Origin of the sequence: uncultured Erythrobacter sp., from assembly GCF_947502395.1 — a bacterium.
In the GTDB taxonomy this organism is placed as follows: domain Bacteria; phylum Pseudomonadota; class Alphaproteobacteria; order Sphingomonadales; family Sphingomonadaceae; genus Erythrobacter.
Genome location: NZ_CANMZM010000002.1, coordinates 614,970 through 636,044, shown reverse-complemented (window position 1 = coordinate 636,044; position 21,075 = coordinate 614,970). Strand labels below are relative to the sequence as shown.

Genomic DNA, 21,075 nt, shown 5'->3' with positions numbered 1-21,075 from the left:
GGCTTAGCGGCTGTCGCGCAAGGCTTCCAGTTCTGCGCGCGCTTGCAGCCCGACATCTTGTGCACGAATCCAGTCGGGTGAGCCAACTGGAAGGCCAGCCTCGGCTTCTTGGGCGTTATTAAGCGCTTGGGGGTAGTTCCGCCTCAGCACTTGTTGTTCTGCACTAGCAAGCTTGGCGCGCGGAATGTCACCTCGGTGCGCGTAGACCACGCCCAATTGATACCAGGCGAAGGGATTGAAACGGTCCTTGGCAACCGCTGCGCGCAGGACTTGCTCTGCTTCCTCGTAATTGTCCGTCTCTTCGGTTGCAATCAGCGCGTGGCCGAACATCCCTGCGATAAGAGGTTGATTGAGTGTGAGTTCCGTGGCTCGACGTAGAGGCACAAGCGCTTCTTTCGGGCGGCCGGATTCGAGCAGGATTTGACCCTTTAGCTCAAGGAAATAGGGGTTTTGTGCATCGAGCGCGAGAAGCTTGTCCGCTTCAGCAAGCGCCTTTTCAACCTGCGCATCCTTGTGGAAGGCATAGGCCCTTGCATAGCGAGCAGGGGTGCTTTGATCGCTTTCGGGATATTGCTGCAAGGTGCGCTTGGGCTCAGCAAGATAGCCGAAAAGCTTGGCTCGCACCGCAAGAAAGCGCGCCTGCAATTCCTGATCATCCGGCGCATCCCAAGCCGCATCTTCTGAAAGCTGCGCACGAAGGAATTGGACACGGTCGCCGGAAAGCGGGTGGGTCCGACCGTAAGCTGCATCATCAGATTGACTATAGCCGCGGCGGATTTCAAAATTGCGGAGCTTCTCGAAGAAAGAAATCATTCCGCGCCCAGAAATACCGGCACCGGAAAGATAGCGCGCACCAGCCTGGTCGGTTGCGGCTTCCTGATTGCGGTTGAAAGCAAGGAAGTTTCCGGCTGCGGCTTGCTGGCCCGCCAGAACTGCGCCCAATGCGGCATCGCCTGCGCCTGCGAGCGCTGCGCCTACGCCCAGCAGAAGCGACAGGATCGTAATCCCCTGTGCGCCGCGTGTCCGCTCTCCAAAGCGCACCACGTGACCAGCGGTGATGTGACCCAACTCATGCGCGATCACGCCCTGCACTTCATTGGCGGTGTCGGCGGCGTTCAAAAGCCCTGCGTGGACGTATACGACCTGCCCGCCAGCGACGAAGGCGTTGATGGAAGGGTCGTTGATCAGGACGATCTCGACATTTTCCGGTTCAAGCTCGGATGCTTCGATCAACGGATAAGACATATCGCGAAGCAGTGCCTCTGTCTCGGCATCGCGGAGGATGGACTGGGCTGCGACCGGCTGAAGTGTCAGCGCAAATGTAGCGAGCAGCGCCAGAAGCGAAGCGGCAAGGGAGCGAAGAAAAGGCATCGTGGACCCGTGCTAACGCTTTTGGGCCTGAACGGGAACTGAAGTTTTACTCGGGTGAGGCCCGTTGACGCACAAAAGCGGCAATCTTGGGCACAATATCGCGGCGAGAGCGCCAAGGAGCAGCAATGGAGACCAGCGGGTCGGCGTGATCCATCTCTGGATATAGCGCGAGGGTGGGATCGCGGCCTTGATCAATCAGCAACTCAGCAAGGTTGCGCGAATGAAACACGCCCACGGTGGTGTCCGTCTCGCCATGGATCAACAGCATTGGCGGCGCTGCCTCACTGACATGGTTGATCGGCTGGGTGGCATCCAGATCCTTGGCGTGACCGAAACTTGCAATGGTACTGTCGCTATCAAGCGGAAGGAAATCATAGGGGCCCGATAAGCCAACTACCCCCGCTATGTCTTTGGGCTGGAGTGAATGGGCTCCGAGCCATTTTTTCTCCAAGGCAACCATCATCATATTGTAAGCCCCCGCAGAATGCCCTGCGATAACAATATGATCTGGGTCTCCGCCATATTGGGTGATTTCCTCGTGCGCCCAGGCAAAGGCGCGGGCTGTGTCCTCGATCATGCCGGGATATTTGCCTGCTTCGCCGAGGCGATACCCGCTCAAGACCACCACAAAGCCCTGTTCGACGAAGCTGCGCGCGACGAAGCTGTAGTCTTCCGGATCGCCTGAATTCCAACTGCCTCCATGCACAAACAGGAGGACCGGTCGAAGCAAGGTCTTCGCCTTCTGCTCCTGTGGTCCCCAAACGAATAGCTTTTGATCAGGATGGTCGCCGGTCGCGATCTTGGCCTTGAGCTCGGCTTCGCCCGTGCCGCCAGAGAGGCGATCAACCGCGCTCAAAACGGCCGGGCCATTGCGGGCAATAGCCACTTGCAGACCAATCGCGGCAACAATGATGAAGGGTATAAGAACGCCTAGGGTCCATACCATGATCCGAAAGGGTCCTTTGGTTTTGCGATTCAATTCTTCGGCCATACACCACCCCTATTGGGATGCATTGCAACGATCGTAAAGTGCACGGACAATAAAGGGTTGGGGCGAGCGCCGAATTGACGCTCACCATCAAACATTGAACCGTTATGGGAAGCGTGGCTGGCTTAGCCGACGAGCTTCTTGCCTGCGCGCTCAATCAGAGCAACATCGTCCGCAATCTCGCCGATCATTGCCACATTGCCCTCGCCATCGCGGCGGACCATGACGAGCGAGAACTCGGGGCCTTCCGAAGAAATGGCATCGAACAGCAGCGCATCGAGTTCGCGCAGCTTCTTGGCAAGCTTGGCGCGTACATCGCCTTCATCTTCGACCACTTGACCCGATTCTTCGCGGCGCAAGCGACGTTCGCTGGCGACCACCGATTTAAGACCGCCTTCCGCTTCGGCAAGGAAATCAGCAAGGCTACCGCGCTCAAGATTGAGGCGATGCGCGTGGGTGAGAACGGCTGCGTATTCGGTCAGGCGCGTCTTGTCGTAATCGTGCCCAAATACGAGCTTCACCACCGGTGTCATCGGCGCGCGGTCCTGAACCGTGAGGCCGCTGTCTTCGATTAGCTCGTTAAACGCTTCGGGCTCATCCTTGGCAGCAAGCGAGACATCATAGGCCCGGCCAACTGCTGCGTAGAGCGCTTGGCGGCTGCGATCTTCGGAAACGCTCGCACTTTGCGCGAGTTCACGGGCAGAAGCGAGGCAATCATGCAGCGTTGCATCGGGATTAAAGGCGAATTCTTCCTCTGACGCTTCTGCATCCCAAGCTTCTTTTGCGGACGTGGGGAATTCGACCACATCGTTCGCGGCAACATCGCTATTGGCCACGCTCGAGCCTTGGTCGTTCATGGCGCTTTCGTTCTCAGACGTGCCTTCGACAACGTCCTCGCGTTCGTTCGCGGGCTCTTCGACCTTGTAGTCTTCCGGATCGAAGCGCTCTGCTTCCAGGTCGACCACCTTCTTCGTTGGTGCCTCGATGTAATCGGCAAGCGATGCAAAGCTGTAGCCTGGGGAGTCGTCGCCTTCTTCCTCATCGATCTCCTCGCCAAACTCATCAACCTCAGGGTCGTCGAGTTCAAAATGGCCAAAGTCTGGTTCCGGCAGGCCCGAGCTTAGGCCGTCGGAGGCGGGCGAAGGATCGCCAAAGCTTGCGACATTGTCATTGCTGCCGTCTTCTAGTGCACCGAAGTCTTGCTCAGCCTCATCTTCGTCCCAAAGACCGGCTTGGCTTGGTTCATATGTTTCAGCGGACTCATCGACATTGTCATGCAAAGGGGAATCAGCCCATTCGGTGAGCGGGCCAGTGTTGTGCTTGTGGGGCTGGTCCTCATCATCCTGAGGACCCTCGGCGAGCTTCTCGTCAATCGCTTGATCGATCGCAAGAAGGAGCTCATCTGCCGCCGCTGCGTCAGCCATTTCTTTCCAATTGATCACGCCATAGATGAAATCGATAGTCTCATCATCGCTTGAGAATGGCAGCAATATTCCGCGATAGAGTACGGACGCGCCGCGCTCATTCACAAACTCCGCCTCAAATCCAATCGGCGCCTGATTGGCAAGGATTTGCATGTAGTGATCAGTGATCCGGCTCAGCAGTGAGCGGGGCGGGACATCGGACAATTGTTGGATCGACTGACCTGGTGTTCCGCATTCTGTTGCGAGCTTCTTGCCGAGGAACTGGACCGCCGGGTCTTCAATCCCTTGCGAGAAATCAAGAAGGACGCTGTTGGGTCCGAAATCGGTGAGGTTTTCCGGATCAAGATCTTCGATCGATGGGAAGGTTGCATCGCCCAAGAGGCTTGCCCAGTGGTTATAGGCGCGGACCTGCATGCGACGTTCATCCTGACCGATCGCCTCGGGCGGCAATTCACGCACGGTGCCTTCGTCGCGCACGCCATCTTCCACACTCCAATCGGGAGTGTCGTCGGCCGAAGTGCCGGTGTCAAAAGGTCCGCGCAGAGTATCCATGATCAGGCCAAGTGCCCCCAAATCAAAACAAGCTTGGAGAGGTTGTGGCCCTACGTGGTAAACATCCCGTTAAGGGGGCTGGCAAAACTTTAAGTCGCGTTTTTGGGCGCTCGGCTCGCGGGCTTTACCAGAATTACAGAAAGTACCGCATCTTGATCGTCAGGTCCTGCGAGGCAGAGCTGACCGTGAAGACTGCATCGTCCCAATCAGGCGGAGCCATGCGCACCGGCGCGTCGCGCGAAAAGCCATACCCTTCCTTGGGCGCCATGCCGAGCACCCGGTTGGCCTTGCCGTCCTCATTCTCGTCATGCAGCAGCGCGATCGCATATTCGCCCGGCTCAACATTGTCGAAAGTTATGGTGATTGTCTCGGCCGCCTCAACCACCGTGCGGTGAGAATTGGGATCACGGCGACAACGCGGGAAGACATTCTCCACCGTGGTCATACAGGCGCGCACCACGCCTTTGGTGTTGCGCAAATCAGTAATGGTAATTGTGACATTGCCCGCCGCCGCCGGAGCGGAGGCGGCGACCAATGCACCGCCCATTACAGTCAGGAAACTCCGCGTCAGTGGTTGGTTTCCACGTGCCGCCCAAACCGGTGCGAAAGACCTCGATCGGTCCCGCAGATTTTGTCCCAGAAACGGAAATATAGCCCGAAATTGCATCGATATCCCTCGTGATGCCTCTCATGATGACTAGCAGTTATCACGCTCGCCCCAAACGCAGAATTAACAAGCCGCCGGGGGAATATCTCCCAACCCATGTGATTGACCACTCCCATGACCGTCGCAATCGTCAGCACCACGCCGAGCATAGCGAGATGGATCGGGACGACAAACACCAGCACAGGGATCACAATTGCGCCGCTCACACTCTCAATCGGATGAAAGCTCATGGCGCTCCAGGCAGTCGGTGGTTTGCTATCGTGATGCACTTTGTGCGCCAAGCGAAAGAGGCTTGGCCAATGGTGCATCGCGCGGTGTGTCCAATAAAACCACGTGTCTTGCGCAATGAGATAGAGGAACACCGAAAGGGGCAGATACCAAAGCGGGTATGTTGTCCAACCGGTGTAGATCAGCGCGAAATCATGGTGTCGCCACAACCAGAAGATCGCTCCTGCCGGGACGCCATAAATGACGGCTGCGATGAGCGAATAGCGTATCTCGCTCAAAATTTGATTTCGCTGATCAGAATAAAGGCCGGGTTTTGCGCGGTTGGTGATCCAGGCGAACATCCCACTGCTCATGAAATAGCGTAGTGCAACCATCACGCTCATTGCAGCGCCGACGATCAGAAATGCGAGCCAAACGGGTGTGTCAGCAGGGACCATGTCTGTCCCTATGACTCATAAATCAGGCTTCGCACAGGGCAATGTGCGCAATCTTCTCGGCGGGATTTAGCCAGCGCTGTCCACGTTCGAACAGTCAGGGTCGAGCAAGGTGGTGTTGCGGCGCATCGCTATCCGGGCAAGTTTCTCGACCTGAGCCTTTCGCCTGGTGGGAGCAAGCGGCTCTAACGGAGCCTGCCGCAGGATTTCAGCATCATAGGCGTCGGCCACAATCACGCCGCATCGCTCAGGGCTATACCCTTCGCTGTCTAACGGGCTGCGATCAAGTCCCGGAGGAACGCCCCAGAAAAATCTATCGCAAAAGTCGAGATAATCGGGCCACTTGTTGTCGCCCAACAGATCTCCGCGAGCGACCTTGATCTCGACAATGATAATCCGCCCACGTGCATCGATCCCCATCAGATCAGCGCGCCGATTGTTCTTAAGCGCCATCTCCTCCACGCACCAGATATCGTTGCGGGCAAACAGCCGCTTGATCCCACGCGCCACATCTTTGGCGCAAGGCGCCGATGGCTCGGCGCGGGAGCTTTCGAGAATCGTATTAACTGAGGTGTCCATACCGCCAGAATGGAACATAAAGCGAACACGGTCAAGCGCTTGAGCGCTTAGGCTGCGGCAGGCTCCAGGACAGTGAGAACCGCTTCTCGTGCGTGATAGAACTCGCGCCACAGGGCAAGCGCGGGAGCATTGGCATCCCGTCCACGTGCCTTGACTTCGCGCAAAGCAGTCAACCCCATGGTCACGAGCATGTCCACGTCCTCCAACCCGCGCAAAGCTGCGCCGTAGGAGTGAGTGCCCGAGACTGCCAAAGCCTGATCAAGACGCGAGGTGACAGTGTCCATCGGCTCAGGGGCGAGATCGGCCATTGCTGCGATCTGCCCAGCCTTCTCATGCACCGCAGTCCAACAGTGGCCCAGCGTCTTGAGCGGTTGCGCTTCGCGGTCGTTCGTTGCGATAAATGGGATGGGTTTCTCTGCCGCCATGTGAAGGGCCTAGGCCCAAGACTCTTGCCGATTGGTTAAACTCACTCCCCCGACGCAGCGCGACGGACCGAGAGTTGAGAATTTACCTTAAAGCGCGGAGGAAGCGGCTTGGAGAGAGCTGGGCGAACCATTTAGAACTGGCGCGCCCGCCAGACCCTTGCTAAGCGGCGCGCCCGGCGCGATGAACGCCCTTGCGCGAATTGTTTCGATGGACGACAAGCGCCATGGCACAGGCACCCGTAGCTCAGCTGGATAGAGCGCTGCCCTCCGAAGGCAGAGGCCAGAGGTTCGAATCCTCTCGGGTGCGCCAGTTTTTTCAAACACTTGCCGCGCTGCACAATTTCGTCGGGGAGGCCCGTAAGTGAAATATAAGTGCAAACCGTTATTTTTCCCCAGAAAATCAGGAGGTTTTGCGAGTTCGTACGTGCATAAAGGTTCGCAGCTGTCCAAAATTGTGCGGATCAGCTCTTCTCTGCCCTGTGCGATGACTTCCAGACCTTCGGCAAAAGACTCACTTTCAGTCGTTTCGGTCTCGTCCATCGACATGGCTTCAAATGGCAACTTCTGGGCCGATTGCAGAATGTCTGGTTTAGGCAGGCAGAGCCTCAAAAGCCGACGCTCCGCTTACGACCCAATTGCCGACGCTCTGACGCTTGGTTGAAGTCCCCGAAAACGGACAGAACTTTCACTATCGCAATACATTGGCCCCTTAGTCTCTTACAACCTGAGCGTCCTCATAGGCCTTTTGCAGATAGTGGCGCGGATGCGCAATTCGACCCGCTGCGTTTGTGGAATTGGTGAAAAGTACCGCAGGCAAGGGGTTATCGCTATCGGGCGCGAAAATCATAGCCGATGTGGCGAGAACGCCTGGTTCGTCGCCGAGAACGCCGCCCTTCTCCATTAAGTCCGGCCAATTTCTGTCGAGGCCCAACCCAAACTCTCGCATCTCTCCGAAAGAAGAGTAGGCTCGGGTCTCTATAAGAATGCGCTCGTCTTTGTTCACAATGCTGGCCAGCACCTTTGCAAGGCTGCGGACCGAGACATACCAACCGCCTTCTGCACACCTGTCATACTGTTCACCCCAGTCTTTTCCAGGCGCATCAACGCCGTAGATGTACGATAGAGCATGATCGTCGCCATCTGGCGCACACGCTGCATCTGACACTCCAACAGGTGCGAACACTTTGGTTTGAACAAGCAGTTCATACTGCGCGGCTAGGACTTTAGGCCGAGCCGCGGTGTTCGCTTCTCCCTCAAATCCGGCCAATTTCGGCAGCAAAACGACGAGTATGCCAGCATTAAAGTTAGAATAGCAAAAGCCCAGGTCACTTGGCGTAACTCTGACAGGCTGCGTTTCATCGATCGGGTCTTTGCAGGCGATGTTTGATTGTGGGCTTGTCGATTGTTCGAAAAATGCCTTCAGGCGATCATAAGGCATCGGGCCATTTCCGAAATCCTTGATGCCGCTCGTCTGATTGAGCAATTGCTTGAACGTGATCGACTGCAGATATGGATCGACGCGCCAATCGCTTGGAAAATATGGCCCGATGGGCTCCTCGATCTTGAGCCCCTGATCTTGGAGCAGTTTCATCGTCGCGATTGCGCTGATCAGTTTGGAAGCGCTTGCGATAACCATCGGTGTATCGGCTGAGAACGGCAAGGGGCCACCATCTGCGGCGGACCGTGCAAGACCACCAGCACCAACGAACTGCGCGTCTGTCCCGAGTGCGAATGCATACCCAACAACGTCGTCCTTCAACTGCGCATGCAGGCTTTCGATCATCTCGCTCTGGACTGGCGGGATTTCTGCTGTCCGTGGCCCATTTGCGCATGACGCCAACGCCAAGCCAGAGACAAGCACTGCAATCAGTTTTAGACCCATGACCACTTCCCGAAGCGAGCTTTGCAAGTTCACATTGCAGCGAAGCATTGCCTTCGCGAATAGCTCAGATCAAGTGCAACTTGTTTCCTTGTGCCAAGCAAATCTCGTGTTCACTTTTTAGGTCGGTGGGCGCCATCAGACCTGCTCGAAATTCATGACCGCCTTTACGGCCCTCCATCGAAAGAGAAGACATTCTGCTTTCACCCCCAATTGCAGTCATTGAGTTTTGGCGCAATATGGGCCGGAAGCAGACTGTCCGATATTTTCCAAACAGATATAGAATGCCGTCCTTCTGCAACTGAAGCATGAGAACCCAAGCAACTGGTGACTTAGCAGGCGGATCAATCAATCGTCAGGGCATTGATCCGAACGATGCAAATTGATGCTGACTTCTTCGACCAAGTGAGGTTCTTACGCTCATGTTTCAGATACGGTGGAATTCCGCTCTAGCTGGCGTTCAAGCAGGTAAACTATCACGCCGGTCAATTCCGACATCACCGCCAACTGCTCTCCAGCCATCAGCGCCTGCGAGGCGGCGACAAAGTCGATCTCGCCGCTCCTTACATCTTGGACAAGGGCTACGATCTCGTCTTTGATTTCCGGTGCGGTGTCGTCGAGCGACTGGCTAAGTGCTGGCAACCCGACGTCGAACTCTTCCTGTACGGAAGTGCGCGCTGCTGTCTCCTGTGGAGCGCGCGAGGGCGTAGCCAATGCACATCGATCCAGCGAAGCGAGTTCACTGGCAGCATTGATAGTCTTATCGAGCGCATCCAGCGTGTCCGATTGGAGCGGTAAAATTCCCAAAGCTCCAAGCCACTCAGCACCTGCATCGGGATTGGGATAAAGCGTCTGGTGGCCGGATTTTGTGAAGCGATTGACCGAATATCTGTTGGCAACCGGAGTGATTGTCATGCCGATCAAATGGTCGACCGAGGCACGCAAAGGTTCTGCCCAGGCGTCAACGCCTTGGGCCGCTTCGACCACCGTATCAGATTCGAGTAAAACCAGGATTTCAAAACCGACCAAGGGTAGGACGGCGCTTGTTCGGTCACGAAATTGAACCGTCACCGGCGCCCCCAAAGCCGAAATCGCTGATTCAATCTCAGCCTTTTGATCTGCGACAGCCTTATCGGTTGCGGCACGCGCCATGGCCGTGACTTTTCCCAAAGCGTTACCCTTACGGGCCGCACGCCCGACTTTGCGCCATGTCTCGGCGGGAGGCATATCACGCTCGTGCGCGCGCTCGGCAAGAACGCGCACTGAAACGAACAATTGTTGAAGGCGCGAGAGCATCGGCGGCACCTCATCGGCAACCAGCTCCCATGGTTCTTCCGCCGCCACATGGTCTATCTGTTCGCTGAGATCGTTGAGCCAAGCGATGTAGGCACCTGCTTGTTCGGGCAAGCGAGCAAAGCGCTTCACGAGATTCACGGTGCCGCAAAACAGCACATTCTGGAACTTCGTAACCGCGTTGTTGGGGTCGCCAGCCGCGTCGCCCTTTGCCTCCTCCGGCGAAATCGATGGAGGGGTTAACGCCGTTGTCAATCCGTTGAGACGATTCAGCGTATCAACCACCTGCTGCGGAACATCACGTCCCCGCAAATGCATATCGAATGCGCGATCCAGCGTCGGGACCAGTTCATCCAGTATGGCTATCCCGCGTTCGAGGTAATCGCTGTAGCTGGGCGCCGCCACTCGCCGGGCGATCTGATCAATCCATCGCCGATTCCATGCCGGAACCGATTCAACAAGGATATTTTCCCGAGCTATGCGCTTGGTGGCGGTCGGATATTCCGGAAGTCCCGCTACGCTGCCATCGGCATAGATCGCGCGGGATGCGGCGATATCGGCCGATGGACATATCGACAGCAGAATCTCGCACAGTTTGACTACATCGTCATGCGGCGAAGGCTGCTGCGATACGACGACATGCCAGTAATCGCAGCTGACGATCGCGCCGTCATCCTCCGTGCTGATCGTCGGCGTTGCAACCCATGCCCTCTCCGCCTCCAACCTCGAAAACAGTTCAGCCTGTCCGATCGCGTCAACCCAGATATTCGCTACGCTACGATCGACCGCACCAACGGCACCTAAAAGCTCTGCGAACGCGTTGAAATTGTCATCGTCGAGTTCCGGCACGATTGAGACCAAAGTCGCGCGAAGGTCAGTCGGCAGGGCTATTCCGACAAGCGCCGAGGTTATAGCGTTCAGTTCGGCTATACTGCTATTCGCGGCGATTGTGCGAAGATCCTCCTCGGACAGTCGGTCGAATAGCTGGCTTCTGGGATCGTCCTCGGCATCGCCTTTCAGTTGTGCCAGACGGTTTGCCGCGGCCCGTATCTCGGGAATGATATCCAACTCGCCCAGGTCCAGGTCAGCGACCCCAAACATGGCCGCCGTTCCTATTTGTGTTCGCGGCAGGGCTTCGGCTTCCGATGTTGCGAACCACTCCTCGATGACTGCCGATATTCGTCCGCCTCCCAGCCCGCGCAAGGCCGATGCCAGAACCTCCGCTTCGGGATCGGCACGTAACCGCGCTGCAATAGCGTCGAGGACCGAAGCGACCGGAATCCGGCGTTTGGAAACAGCATCTTCAACGAGCAATTCAACATCCTCACGCGGAACTGCGGATAATGTGCGCTCAAATGTTGCCGAATATGTTGGTGGCAGGGTCTGATGCGACAGCTGCAACAGCTCTTCGGACCGCAATTGGTGGAGGCCGCCAAACAATCCGGCTTCCGGTGCGCGGATCAGGTGTTCGTCGACCAGGCGTTGAAGGGCGCGCGAAAGCTCGGCGTCCGAGCAGCCAAGAATATCGGTGACTTTTCCTGTATCGACCCGGGCTCCGGCAGAGCCAGCCCAAGCACTTAAGCGCAGAGTATCCAGTTCCAAGTCGCGGGCTGCGTCGGCAATTCTGGCTTGCACTTGATCGGCAAGCACGTCGTGCAGGCGCTTTCCCCGAGTGAGGATATGAACATATTCGAGGAGCAACCCGTTGCTGAGCTTCCATGGCTCGCGCCAGCCGGGCCACTCGGTATCCTGGGACGTTTTCAGTTCGCACCAGAGACGCTCGGCCAGTGCATCATCTGCATCGGCGCGGATTTCTGTTGCTCGTGCGCGTTCCGCAACCAAAAATATGTCTTCTTCGCGAATGGACCCGAGCAAAAGTACACCCGGCAAAGATCCAATTTCCTTCAGAAAAGCAGTCCAGGCCTCAGGACCCTGACGCCCCACATCATCGATGACAAATCCGATCGGGCTGGTCTCGGATGGCCGCATGGCCCGGATCAGCTGGCGCAATGCGGGGATGTCTTGGACTGCTGGTCTTCTTACGCGAAACCAGCGCACCGTATGCCGCATTATATATGCGGTTTCCCACATCAGCGCGGATTTTCCGGAACCGGATGGCCCCACAATCAACGCGGCACGCTGTGTTTCGAGCCCCTGCGATACGGTGCGTCGCGCATCGGGACGCTCCGACACCAAACCTGCAGTGACGTGCCCCGGCTCCACATCGACGCCGAGGTAGAAGTTCGGATCGTCAAGAGGTGTCGAAAAGTCCACTGCTTCGCACAGGCCTTGCTGGATGGCCTGCTCGATCGCTTCGACATCAAGGACGTGCAGGAGCTCAGTGATGGCGTGCTCCGTGTCGCTAACCGATAAGCCCTGATAGTCTTCCGCTTGCAGGAGACCGTTCGCATCGGCCAGATCGCCGACGCGCTTTAGCAGATCGGCAAAGCAAATCTGTGCAGCTATCGGGCGACAGCCGGTCTTGTCGCAAATCGCCTGTATCGCAGCCTCTCTGGGTGAGGCCATGATGTACAATTTGGTCTTCTTCAGCAGACTTGCCGCATTTGGCAGATCTTGGAGCTCTTTACTTAGCTTGCCGTCAATTGCGGTTGCGATGGCAGGATCGCTTTGATTGGTCAGACCCTCGACGCCCCGTTCGAGTATGAGCTCCAGCCGGTCAGGATGTGGAACCGTGCCGTCGCGCCGATTCCATAGATCGCTTATATCCGAAAGCGTTTTGCCGGTTTGATATTCGCCGAGATGTTCTCGGCGGCTTTTTACTTGTACGAAAACAGAATCGGACCCTCGCAGCTCAATGTCATCGCCTCCTTCCGGAATGACGATGGCAGGCGTTCGCAAATCAGCCCAGATCATCACTGCAAGATTTGCCGCAACAGCGTCCTGATAGCGAAAACCGCGTCCGGCATGTGAACCCGCGCGGCTTGCAGGCTTGGGCGACTTTGGAGCTGATCGTGTTCGACCTGCTTTGCGGTTGCGGCGTTTTTGGCTTGATTTCGCCACGACCATTAGCCCCTTGCCATCAGGGAGAGACGCCGGCGTTTGCAGTGCGAAGTCGGATGGCCGATGCTATTCACAGAACAAAGTGCCCCTTTCGATAATCCTGCGTTTCATATTGCCCTCTTCTTCACCGACGAATCTGCGATCAAATTTGTTATTCTTTATAGCATTTTGCGCCTCATAGGGCAAAAATGCTATACAAACTAACTTCTTTTGGTTAGATGATATGCCAAAATAACCCTCAGAGGCATAAAGTGTCATGCAAACTAACTTGCGCACATTGGGTCCGAACGAAACGAAGCTCGTATTGTCGCTCACCGAGCAGGGCCAGGAAATCGTACAGGCCTCCGAAGTCATTGCCTTGCTGGGATCGGAAAGCCGAGCCCGAAAGGTCATTCAGAACCTGATCCGCAAAGGCTGGCTCACCAGACTGGTGGGCGGTCGCTATATGCTGCTGCCGCCCTCTCATGGTCCGGAAAATCTGGGCGAGAATAATCTGCTGGCATTGGCTTCGGCGGCGGTCAATCCGTCTTATGTCGGCTGGTGGTCAGCAGCCTCTTTTCACGGATTTACAACGCAGCGTCCGCATAGGGTGACCATAGCCGTGCTCAAGCAGCGCGCTCCGGTAACCATAGAAGGCCATAGCGTGCGGTTCATCCAAATGGCCGAACGCAAGTTCTTTGGTTTTGAGCAGGTGGAAATCTACGGGCGCCAAGCAACAATATCCACGCCGATCAAAACGGTCATTGACTGTCTTGACCGACCCGCTCTGGCTGGCGGGCCGGGAGAGGTGGCCCGTATTGTGTTCGGAGCGTCTCGCAGTCTTGAATTCAATGACGTGGTGGATGATGCGATACGCATGGAATCGCAATCATTACTGCAGCGCTTGGGCTTTTTGTCCGATCTGGTGGGATGGCCGATACCCGGTCCAATCCGCGAGCAACTGCGCGCAGCGATCGCGCCCTCTACGCGATCGAAGTTCGGGCGAAAGGCGCGCCGCGAAGGCGATATTGGCTATGTCAATGACTGGGGTCTTTTGGTTCATGCATCCAAAGAAGACCTGCTGGCAGACGTCCCCCGGATTACACGGGAACCCGGCAAGTGCTGACCGTCGACGAGCTTCGCAATGTCGCCCGCCGATCGGGTGCCCGCGACATCGGCAATGTCGAGATCGACATTCTGCTGACACATATATTGCAGCTTTTTCACGAACGCGACCTGCTCAAACATCTGGCTTTCAAAGGCGGCACGATGCTCAGAAAGATGGTGTTCGGCCCGCGCGGGCGCTTGTCGACCGATCTGGATTTCACCCGCAACAGCGATATTGATGGCGATGACCTGCTGCTAGAGATTGCTGAAGTCCTGGTGGAGGCGCCCTATCACGGGATCACCTTCGCCTTCGACCGGGATAAGGACTGGTATCATATTGAAGATGGTCTGTCGGCCAACCCCCTCTGCACCCATGACGCGAACAAGAACGGCGTGCGGATAAAGGTCCAGATCAGCACACGAGAACAGCCGATATTGCCTGTCATCCCAATCCCGCAATTGCCGCAAGACTATTTCAAACTGCTTCCATTCGACCCCGTAGATATTCCCTGCCTGGCCTATGAAGAGATCACTTCGGAAAAGGTCAGAGCGGCAAGCCAGCGAACCAAGATTCGCGATCTGCACGACTTGTCCGAGATAGCGAAACGCCCGATTGATCAGGATACCGTTCGTGCGCTTGCCGTCCTCAAACTGTGGGCAGTTGGCGATCGGCTTCACTTCGAGAGTTTTTGCGAGCGAATAAACGACGCCGACTATGATGTAGAAGATTTGCGCATGTTGTTACGCAAAGATGAGAGCCCTTCGCCCCCGGATCTTGTAAAGAATGTCACTGATAGGTTTCGCTTTCTGCAGAACCTGGGCGAGGAAGAAGCGATCCTGGTTGAAGATACCAGACGCCAATTACGCAGAGAGGCTGCACACCTTCAGGAACGGCTGCAGACGCCAAAAGACGATGGCTGAGAATGTTGGAGCGGATAATGAGCGGGGCAATGAAGAATTGAGTCGAAAGGCGAGTATATCGGCCGAATCAACCGGGGGGATCGGTACGAACTACGAGGGCGACGCAATCGCAATCTATCTGGCTGCAATGCTTGCCCAATCGGGCGCTCCCGGAGCTGTGGGCGTCATTGTCGGTCTTGCCGCCCAGCAAGGTTCCAATGGCAGGCCACTCGATGATCTGCTTGTCCGTTCGCAAAGCGATGCAGGCGAAATTGCAATGATGGATCTGCAGCTCAAACGCCGACTTACGATCTCGGCTGCCGCCAGCAATCCAAACTTTGCAGAAATCGTCAGCGGCGCCTGGGATACTATGGAGTTGCCATCATTCACCGAAGGACGAGATCGTGCGGGCGGTGCCGCTGAAATCATAAGCGTTGATAGGTATTATGCCTGCGAGAAACTGGGTGATATCGCGCGCCTGTCGAGTGATGGCAAAACCTTTGCCGAAGCACTGGATATGCCCGGTCAGATCGGCAAGGATGCGAAAGCCGTTCGTGCCTCCGTGGCAACCGTACTTGAAGCCCACTTGGGGCACCGGCCTGGTCCAGACCAGCTGCACAGGTTCTGGCGTCATTTTATCATTGTGCGTTTGGAGACGACCAGTGAACGCAGCCCAGATCGGCTCAGGGCGATCGATCAGTTGCGCGGCATAACATCCGCTGAACCAGACACCAGACCCGATCACCTGTTCCGTTTGCTGGAGTCGCTCGCCAAAAGCTTGAACGTGCGGTCGACCCCCATAGACCGCGATCAGCTCGTCAAGATTCTGGACGAACGATACGGCATCGGGATTGAGGGCCGCACACCGAAATTCGACGCGACTGTGGATGCTGCCCGCAAAGCGGCCGAAACGGAGCTTACGCATTTTCAGACGGTGAGCGAGCCCAAAATTATCGAGCCATTGTTTCACGCCGTCAAAACCCAAAGCTCCGAAAGCCCCGAGCAGGAAGCCAGTATCGAATTAGCGGCTGTAGAGGCATACTTGCGCTCGGCGCGGATGGTCACGATTATCGGCGATCCGGGTAGCGGCAAGTCGCATGCTTTGAGTCAGATCGCGCTTGCTCTGCTTGAAACCAGCGACATGATACCGGTCGTTCGCAGCTTGCCTGCCTTGGCAGCAAAAGAAATATCTATCGACGCGAATATCTGTGGGGGCGGTCCGTTCGATGCGGTGACCTTGGATGGCTTTTCGGAGCTTGCCCGTGCCGGACGCCTAGTCCTTCTGCTGGATGGTTGGAACGAACTCAATGCCGGTCAAAGGGAATGGGCTTGGCATCAACTCGAAGAGCTGAAACGCAGCCATCCTTCGATCCTGCTGATCCTTACAAGCCGGATTGGCACGGCGGGGCCACTCGACGACGATAATATACTTGAGATTCGTCCTTTCGCTCGCGACCGTCAACTTGCTGTTGCAGAGCAGTTGTACGGCTCTGACGGACGAGATATCCTGATCCGCGCGCGCGCAGTCGGTCCGCTTCGACCGTTGCTGAAGACGCCGATATTTCTTACCGCAATTCTGCAGCAAGGGACCGACGGCGCTCTCCCGAGCGACCGTGAATCCGCAATTGCTGCGGCAGTGGCAACAGCGGGCGGTTCTCAGCAACGCCGGGACAAATTGCGCGCTGTTCTCGACGGTCAACAGCAGGTCTATCTTGAAGCGATTGCTTGGACGCTGATGGAAGCGGGAACAGTCATCGTCGACGAACAAGACCTTTTGCCGGTCATTGCTAACACAAGCGCCATTCTAAAAGAAAAGGGCCTGTTGGTTCAGCCGGTGTCTCCGCAAGATGTGCTTGATCATTTGATCTCACATCACTTGCTGGTCAGACATGGGACGCCTGATCAACGGACTATCGGACTGCAGCACCAGCTCTTGCAGGAATGGTTCGCGTCCCACCGGATAGGCAAGATGATCGAAGCGCATCGCGGTGGCCTGCAAGATACCGATTTGGTCAGAATACTCGATTCCCCCTTCTGGAGTGTCGCGGTAATGTTTGCCGCCGATCGGCTGGCGCGAAAGCAAGACCCGCCATGCGACGCGTTGTCTTCGCTTGTCGTAACCATGACTGGGATCGAGCCTTTTCTTGCCGCAGAAATTTTGCACCGCGCATCCGAGTTTATAGGCGACAGTCTGGATGCTCGCATTTCAGAGTTTGCCGAGAATTGGGCGCTGACGGATGAAAAGCGCGCCATTCGGTTCATGCTTGCCACCGGCAGGCCGCAATTCGGTGTGCGGCTCTGGCAGGCGCTCGAAACGGGCGGGGATCATGTGTTCGATATCAGGCGATCCGATCATCAGTTTCCCACCACGGCACTTGAACCAAACTGGCAGACGAACTTTCCAAAACTCAATGCACAGACCCGGCGGGTCTTGTTGATCGATCTTGTCGAGCAGGGCGATATCGCCAGTCTCGATCTTGCAACTCAGGCTGCAATGAAGGACCCGGATTCCGAGGTCGTATCCGGTGTCATCGATTATCTGGACTTCCGCGGTGAAAGACAGCATCTCGACCAGCTGCTGGACGGACTGGATCGAAAGATGTGGATCGAGATTGTCCGCCGGCGAACACCGGACAGCCTCAGCGAAAAGCACAGCGCCCAATGGATAAGTGCGAAAAAGAAGCGCTTTGCATCTGCAACAGGGATCGAATGGGTCAACCTGGCCTTGGAATTTGGCGGCCCGCCGCCCGGGGACATCGTTGATGCGGCGTTGGATGTGGAAATGGACAGCGCCTGGGCAAACAGTGAGCTGCACAAACAATTGTCCGAGCGATATCCGGCCGAATTCGGTGCGACTATTGTTGAGAGGTTGGAGCGAGGCGCAAGGCTGCCTTACGATGCAAAGTCTCATCTGAAGAATGTGGAAACCGATAGGCAGGACCAGTTTCTGGCGTTGGCGAAGGAGGAGAATGGCAACTATCACCGCCGCGAACTGATCGCCGTTCTGCTGGTTTCCAATTCGATTGCCAGTCTTGTCGACGAGGCGATGGCAATTGCGAATGATCGCTCTGATGGCTGGCAACAAGCCATGCAGCTCTACCGCGATATTTTGCTTCATGTACGGCTCGAACTCCTGATCGATGAAGTCGTGCGCCGTACTTCATATAATGCTTTCGAGGCAGCGGCTCTGGCTTCGATCCTGTCGAGTTGGCGCGACGATGAGGATCGCAGAAACCGCTTTCCGGTCAGTACCAAGGTTCGCGACCGCCTTGCTGTATGGACACATCAGCTGCTTGACCCCATGATCCGCGAATCTGCGTTATCACGCGGAGAGCTCGCCGCGCTGGTATCGCTCATTGGCAGGATCGGCTCGGATAGTCTTTTGCCGGATGCACTGCGCTTGTGGGACGAGAACAGGCAACGTCAAGCAGTGCAGAGAGCCGCATTGTCGGAAGACCTGATCGGGGGAAGTCACAGCGAAGCCCACATGTATTATAATAATGCATATCGCGATGCGTTGATTTCCATCGGCGGCAACGCGGTTATCGCCGAAATGATGACGCGGCTCTCGGATGATGAATGCGAACATGACGCAGCAATTGTGCTCGGGCAGCTTCTAAAAGTAAGCGCGCCTGTGCATCACGCCATCGGTCCGGCCTGGAACGACTATGCTGCTCGGTGTGCGAGTCTGGAAGAGAGGCGTTCGTCTCCACCCAGCCCTGAAGCGGCAGCGATCCTGGATCGCATTGATCGGCTGGTGAAAATTGGCGATTCCTCAACGATCGCGCGAGCCTTTCAACTGGCGGGTCCAGCAACAGTGATGAACTATGGCGATCGCGTAGGATCCCTGTTCAAATTGGTCGAACAGGGGAGAGAAAACAGGTCATTGGTCGATTTATGTAAGGCGCTTGGTGAAAATGGCGAAGCCTTACCGGCCGACATTGTCCGCCAAGGGATCGACGATAGCGTTGCCGAGGTCGCGGCATTGGGCTGGGCTTCGGAGAATGACCATTGGAAGATCAATGCTTGGCTGCGTCTGGTGGCGTTTGCTGATGATGCACGCGCCGCGCTGCCCGATATCGCGGACTTGCCGGACTTATCCAAACGACCACATCAGATTGGCGATCTGGTTTTCGCTCTTGGCTATTCGCGTTCGAAAACAGCAGTAGATGCATTGTCGGATCTCGCCGCTGCCGACTCTACCATATCGACAAGCGGTCGTTGGGCCGCCGCTTTGAGTCAAATCGGGACCGTAGAAGCCGCAAATGTCTTGTTGGAGGGCATCACTGCCAGGCAATCCGGCGAGGGGCAGCGAGTAGATGGCCACAGGCTGCGCGAGGCCCTGGTCCCGCTCATCGCCAAGCATTGGAAGGTCCGTCAGCGCGTTTACGATCTGTTGCGAGAGGTTGACGATCCGCAAATACTGGCGCTCCTCTCTGATGCGTTTTCTGAGAGCCTGAATGAAGACGAAGCCAAAAGAATGCTCGACCTGGTATCCGGGCCCGACAAGGCTCCCATCGCGCGCAGCTTGGTCAGCCGCCTCGAAAACGCCGCCGTGAAAAGAAATCCGGTTGACGGAGCCTCCAACCTCTATGAGTTGGAAGCAGAACCTTTGACGAGTTTCAGGCGGCACGCATTCAATGCTTTTCTTGCACAAGGCTATAATGCCGAGTGCGCAAGAGCCAGTCTCGTGGCAATCGATCATTTGCGTGATCACTATGGCAAGCCGCTGGTCGAGCCCTATCACCCGATGGTTGAAAGCCAGGAGCCTTGGCCGGTCTCTGTTCAGTGACCCGAAGATGTTGTGAACGGTTGACCAAGCGGCGCAATGGGGTCGCTCTGCCGAGCGGGCAGAAAGGGGGCGTCCTATGAAACCGGAAGTAGAGTCAGAGCCGCGAACCGGATGGGTCGAACAGCCGCTCGGTGTCAGCATTGTTCACCAGTATTTCCCGGGCTTTATCGACGTCGTACCAAACTCCCAATTCGTCGTTGACGCTCCCGATCTGCGGGGCAGTGTTCAGATCATCTCACACGTTAGGCCGCTGGTTGTAACTGACTTTGAAAATCGGCTCGTCACGGTTTCCGAAGACGCCGGCGAGATGACTAGGATCGCCCGTCCCATCACTAACGTTGCTGACGACTCGCTATCTGCAATGGCAACTGGGCGTGAAGGTCGATTGGGTCCGATTTTCGCTATCGAAAAACCGGTGACCGGACGGATCTTCTATCAAGACATATATACCGAACTCCAGACGTGCACTGAGACCGCCGACACCAAGGAAAGCGCAGGTCTACAAGGGCATGCGCGGCTGCTCGAACGTTTAATTGGTACGTACCGCTATCTGACACCGGATCCGCGATTGGCGATGGCAGACGAGACCCCCGCCGATACGACTCCACTGCGGGTTGGCTTTTATCGGTATCGCGACCGGGAACGTCTCCTGCCCTTCACTGAACGCATACAGAACGCGCTTCCTTCTTCGCTGAGCCTGTCCATCATGAGCTACAAGACTGCGGCAAAAGCTCTTCAAGACCATGATCCTGCAAACCTCGAAACCCGCTCCGAACAGCTCGGCTCATGACTTTTAAGCGGCTTCAAGCTGTCGGAAAATCTCGCCGAAATAGAGCGGCTCGCCGACTTGGCCTTCCGTACTGGTCGTTTACGTGCAGCGGTCGTTGAGTCCATCTCAGTCCTGGAAGCAGGCATTCTCGCAGCACGGTTGCGCGCATCACAGCAGGGCGATGCTCCATGGGCGATCCGCAAGGATCCCGATCAGCTGACACTCAAAGACGTCGTGAACAAGATTCTGCCGCTACTGTTAAAGGCATATGACGGGTCCGTGGGCGACATGGTGCAGATCGCTAACAGAGCTCGCTTAGTCCGGAACCAAGTAGTGCATAGGGGCCACCGACCCTCGATCGAAGAGGTCAATCAAGTCCTGAGCACCGCTCGTAAGATCCTCTCGATCCTTGAATTGCCCGACCTCTACAAAGGAAACTACAAAACCAAACCTTAGAGGAATTGCCGCTTCATCTCGCAAGAGGGGGCTTCAATTCGACATGAGGATCACAGCGAATGCGAGAGCGGACGAGCCAACAACGTACGACTGCTTCCAGAAAAAGTCATCTGAGCGCTGAATGACGGCTTTTGGGGCGCAAAGCTAACCTGCTCTCTGGATATTGAGAGCAAGAGGCAATTTATTTCGCGTCTCACAGCATCTAAACGCA

At 56.3% G+C, this 21,075-nt stretch carries 13 protein-coding genes, 1 tRNA gene and 2 pseudogenes; 6 read left to right on the top strand and 10 right to left on the bottom strand.

Annotated elements, in window-relative coordinates:
* Window positions 1-3: 3 nt before the first annotated feature.
* The 8 genes and pseudogenes from Q0778_RS09305 to Q0778_RS09275 all read right to left on the bottom strand — a co-directional run bounded on the left by Q0778_RS09305 (window position 4) and on the right by Q0778_RS09275 (window position 6,668).
* A complete protein-coding gene (locus tag Q0778_RS09305) occupies window positions 4-1,371 on the bottom strand; it encodes a M48 family metalloprotease (protein WP_298306703.1) in 1,368 nt (455 codons plus the stop codon).
* Between the two features lie 46 nt (window positions 1,372-1,417).
* On the bottom strand, window positions 1,418-2,362 hold the full coding sequence (locus Q0778_RS09300; RefSeq protein WP_298335642.1) for an alpha/beta hydrolase: 945 nt from the start codon (window positions 2,360-2,362) through the stop codon (window positions 1,418-1,420).
* A 150-nt stretch (window positions 2,363-2,512) separates the two neighbouring features.
* A pseudogene (locus tag Q0778_RS16355) lies at window positions 2,513-2,593 on the bottom strand (hypothetical protein); the annotation flags it as partial.
* A 1,187-nt stretch (window positions 2,594-3,780) separates the two neighbouring features.
* Window positions 3,781-4,335 (bottom strand): annotated as a pseudogene (locus Q0778_RS09295) (PAS domain-containing protein); the annotation flags it as partial.
* Window positions 4,336-4,468: 133 nt separating this feature from the next.
* Entirely contained in the window at window positions 4,469-4,882 is a 414-nt protein-coding gene (locus Q0778_RS09290) for a DUF2141 domain-containing protein (protein WP_298306707.1), read from the bottom strand.
* 20 nt (window positions 4,883-4,902) lie between these two features.
* Window positions 4,903-5,667: a sterol desaturase family protein gene (locus tag Q0778_RS09285; protein WP_298335640.1), complete on the bottom strand. Its 765-nt coding sequence runs from the start codon at window positions 5,665-5,667 to the stop codon at window positions 4,903-4,905.
* A 66-nt stretch (window positions 5,668-5,733) separates the two neighbouring features.
* The gene (locus Q0778_RS09280; RefSeq protein WP_298335638.1) at window positions 5,734-6,243 is read right to left on the bottom strand and encodes an MmcB family DNA repair protein; all 510 of its coding nucleotides are present in this window, start codon (window positions 6,241-6,243) and stop codon (window positions 5,734-5,736) included.
* A 47-nt stretch (window positions 6,244-6,290) separates the two neighbouring features.
* Window positions 6,291-6,668, bottom strand: coding sequence for a hypothetical protein (locus Q0778_RS09275; RefSeq protein ID WP_298306715.1), 378 nt, complete (start codon window positions 6,666-6,668; stop codon window positions 6,291-6,293).
* A 233-nt stretch (window positions 6,669-6,901) separates the two neighbouring features.
* On the opposite strand from Q0778_RS09275, the gene Q0778_RS09270 reads away from it, so the two are divergent.
* Window positions 6,902-6,978: transfer RNA gene (locus Q0778_RS09270), tRNA-Arg, on the top strand.
* Between the two features lie 399 nt (window positions 6,979-7,377).
* Here the strand turns inward: Q0778_RS09270 and Q0778_RS09265 are convergent.
* Together Q0778_RS09265 and Q0778_RS09260 are read right to left on the bottom strand one after the other, a co-directional pair.
* A complete protein-coding gene (locus Q0778_RS09265; RefSeq protein WP_298335636.1) occupies window positions 7,378-8,550 on the bottom strand; it encodes a serine hydrolase in 1,173 nt (390 codons plus the stop codon).
* A gap of 417 nt (window positions 8,551-8,967) precedes the next feature.
* Entirely contained in the window at window positions 8,968-12,861 is a 3,894-nt protein-coding gene (locus Q0778_RS09260) for a hypothetical protein (protein WP_298335634.1), read from the bottom strand.
* Window positions 12,862-13,117: 256 nt separating this feature from the next.
* Here Q0778_RS09260 and Q0778_RS09255 point away from each other — a divergent pair, with 256 nt between their 5' ends.
* The 5 genes from Q0778_RS09255 (at window position 13,118) to Q0778_RS09235 (ending at window position 20,864) form a co-directional block, all read left to right on the top strand.
* On the top strand, window positions 13,118-13,966 hold the full coding sequence (locus Q0778_RS09255) for a type IV toxin-antitoxin system AbiEi family antitoxin (protein ID WP_298335632.1): 849 nt from the start codon (window positions 13,118-13,120) through the stop codon (window positions 13,964-13,966).
* The gene (locus Q0778_RS09250) at window positions 13,960-14,868 is read left to right on the top strand and encodes a nucleotidyl transferase AbiEii/AbiGii toxin family protein (protein WP_298335630.1); all 909 of its coding nucleotides are present in this window, start codon (window positions 13,960-13,962) and stop codon (window positions 14,866-14,868) included. Before Q0778_RS09255 ends, Q0778_RS09250 begins: the two co-directional genes overlap by 7 nt.
* Window positions 14,861-19,639 carry an NACHT domain-containing protein gene (locus Q0778_RS09245; protein WP_298335628.1) on the top strand — a complete coding sequence of 1,593 codons (4,779 nt, stop codon included), beginning with the start codon at window positions 14,861-14,863 and terminating at the stop codon, window positions 19,637-19,639. The genes Q0778_RS09250 and Q0778_RS09245 overlap by 8 nt, the downstream gene beginning before the upstream one ends.
* A gap of 76 nt (window positions 19,640-19,715) precedes the next feature.
* Window positions 19,716-20,429 carry a hypothetical protein gene (locus tag Q0778_RS09240; protein ID WP_298335626.1) on the top strand — a complete coding sequence of 238 codons (714 nt, stop codon included), beginning with the start codon at window positions 19,716-19,718 and terminating at the stop codon, window positions 20,427-20,429.
* Window positions 20,430-20,486: 57 nt separating this feature from the next.
* The gene (locus tag Q0778_RS09235) at window positions 20,487-20,864 is read left to right on the top strand and encodes a hypothetical protein (RefSeq protein WP_298335624.1); all 378 of its coding nucleotides are present in this window, start codon (window positions 20,487-20,489) and stop codon (window positions 20,862-20,864) included.
* The last annotated feature ends 211 nt before the right edge of the window (window positions 20,865-21,075 follow it).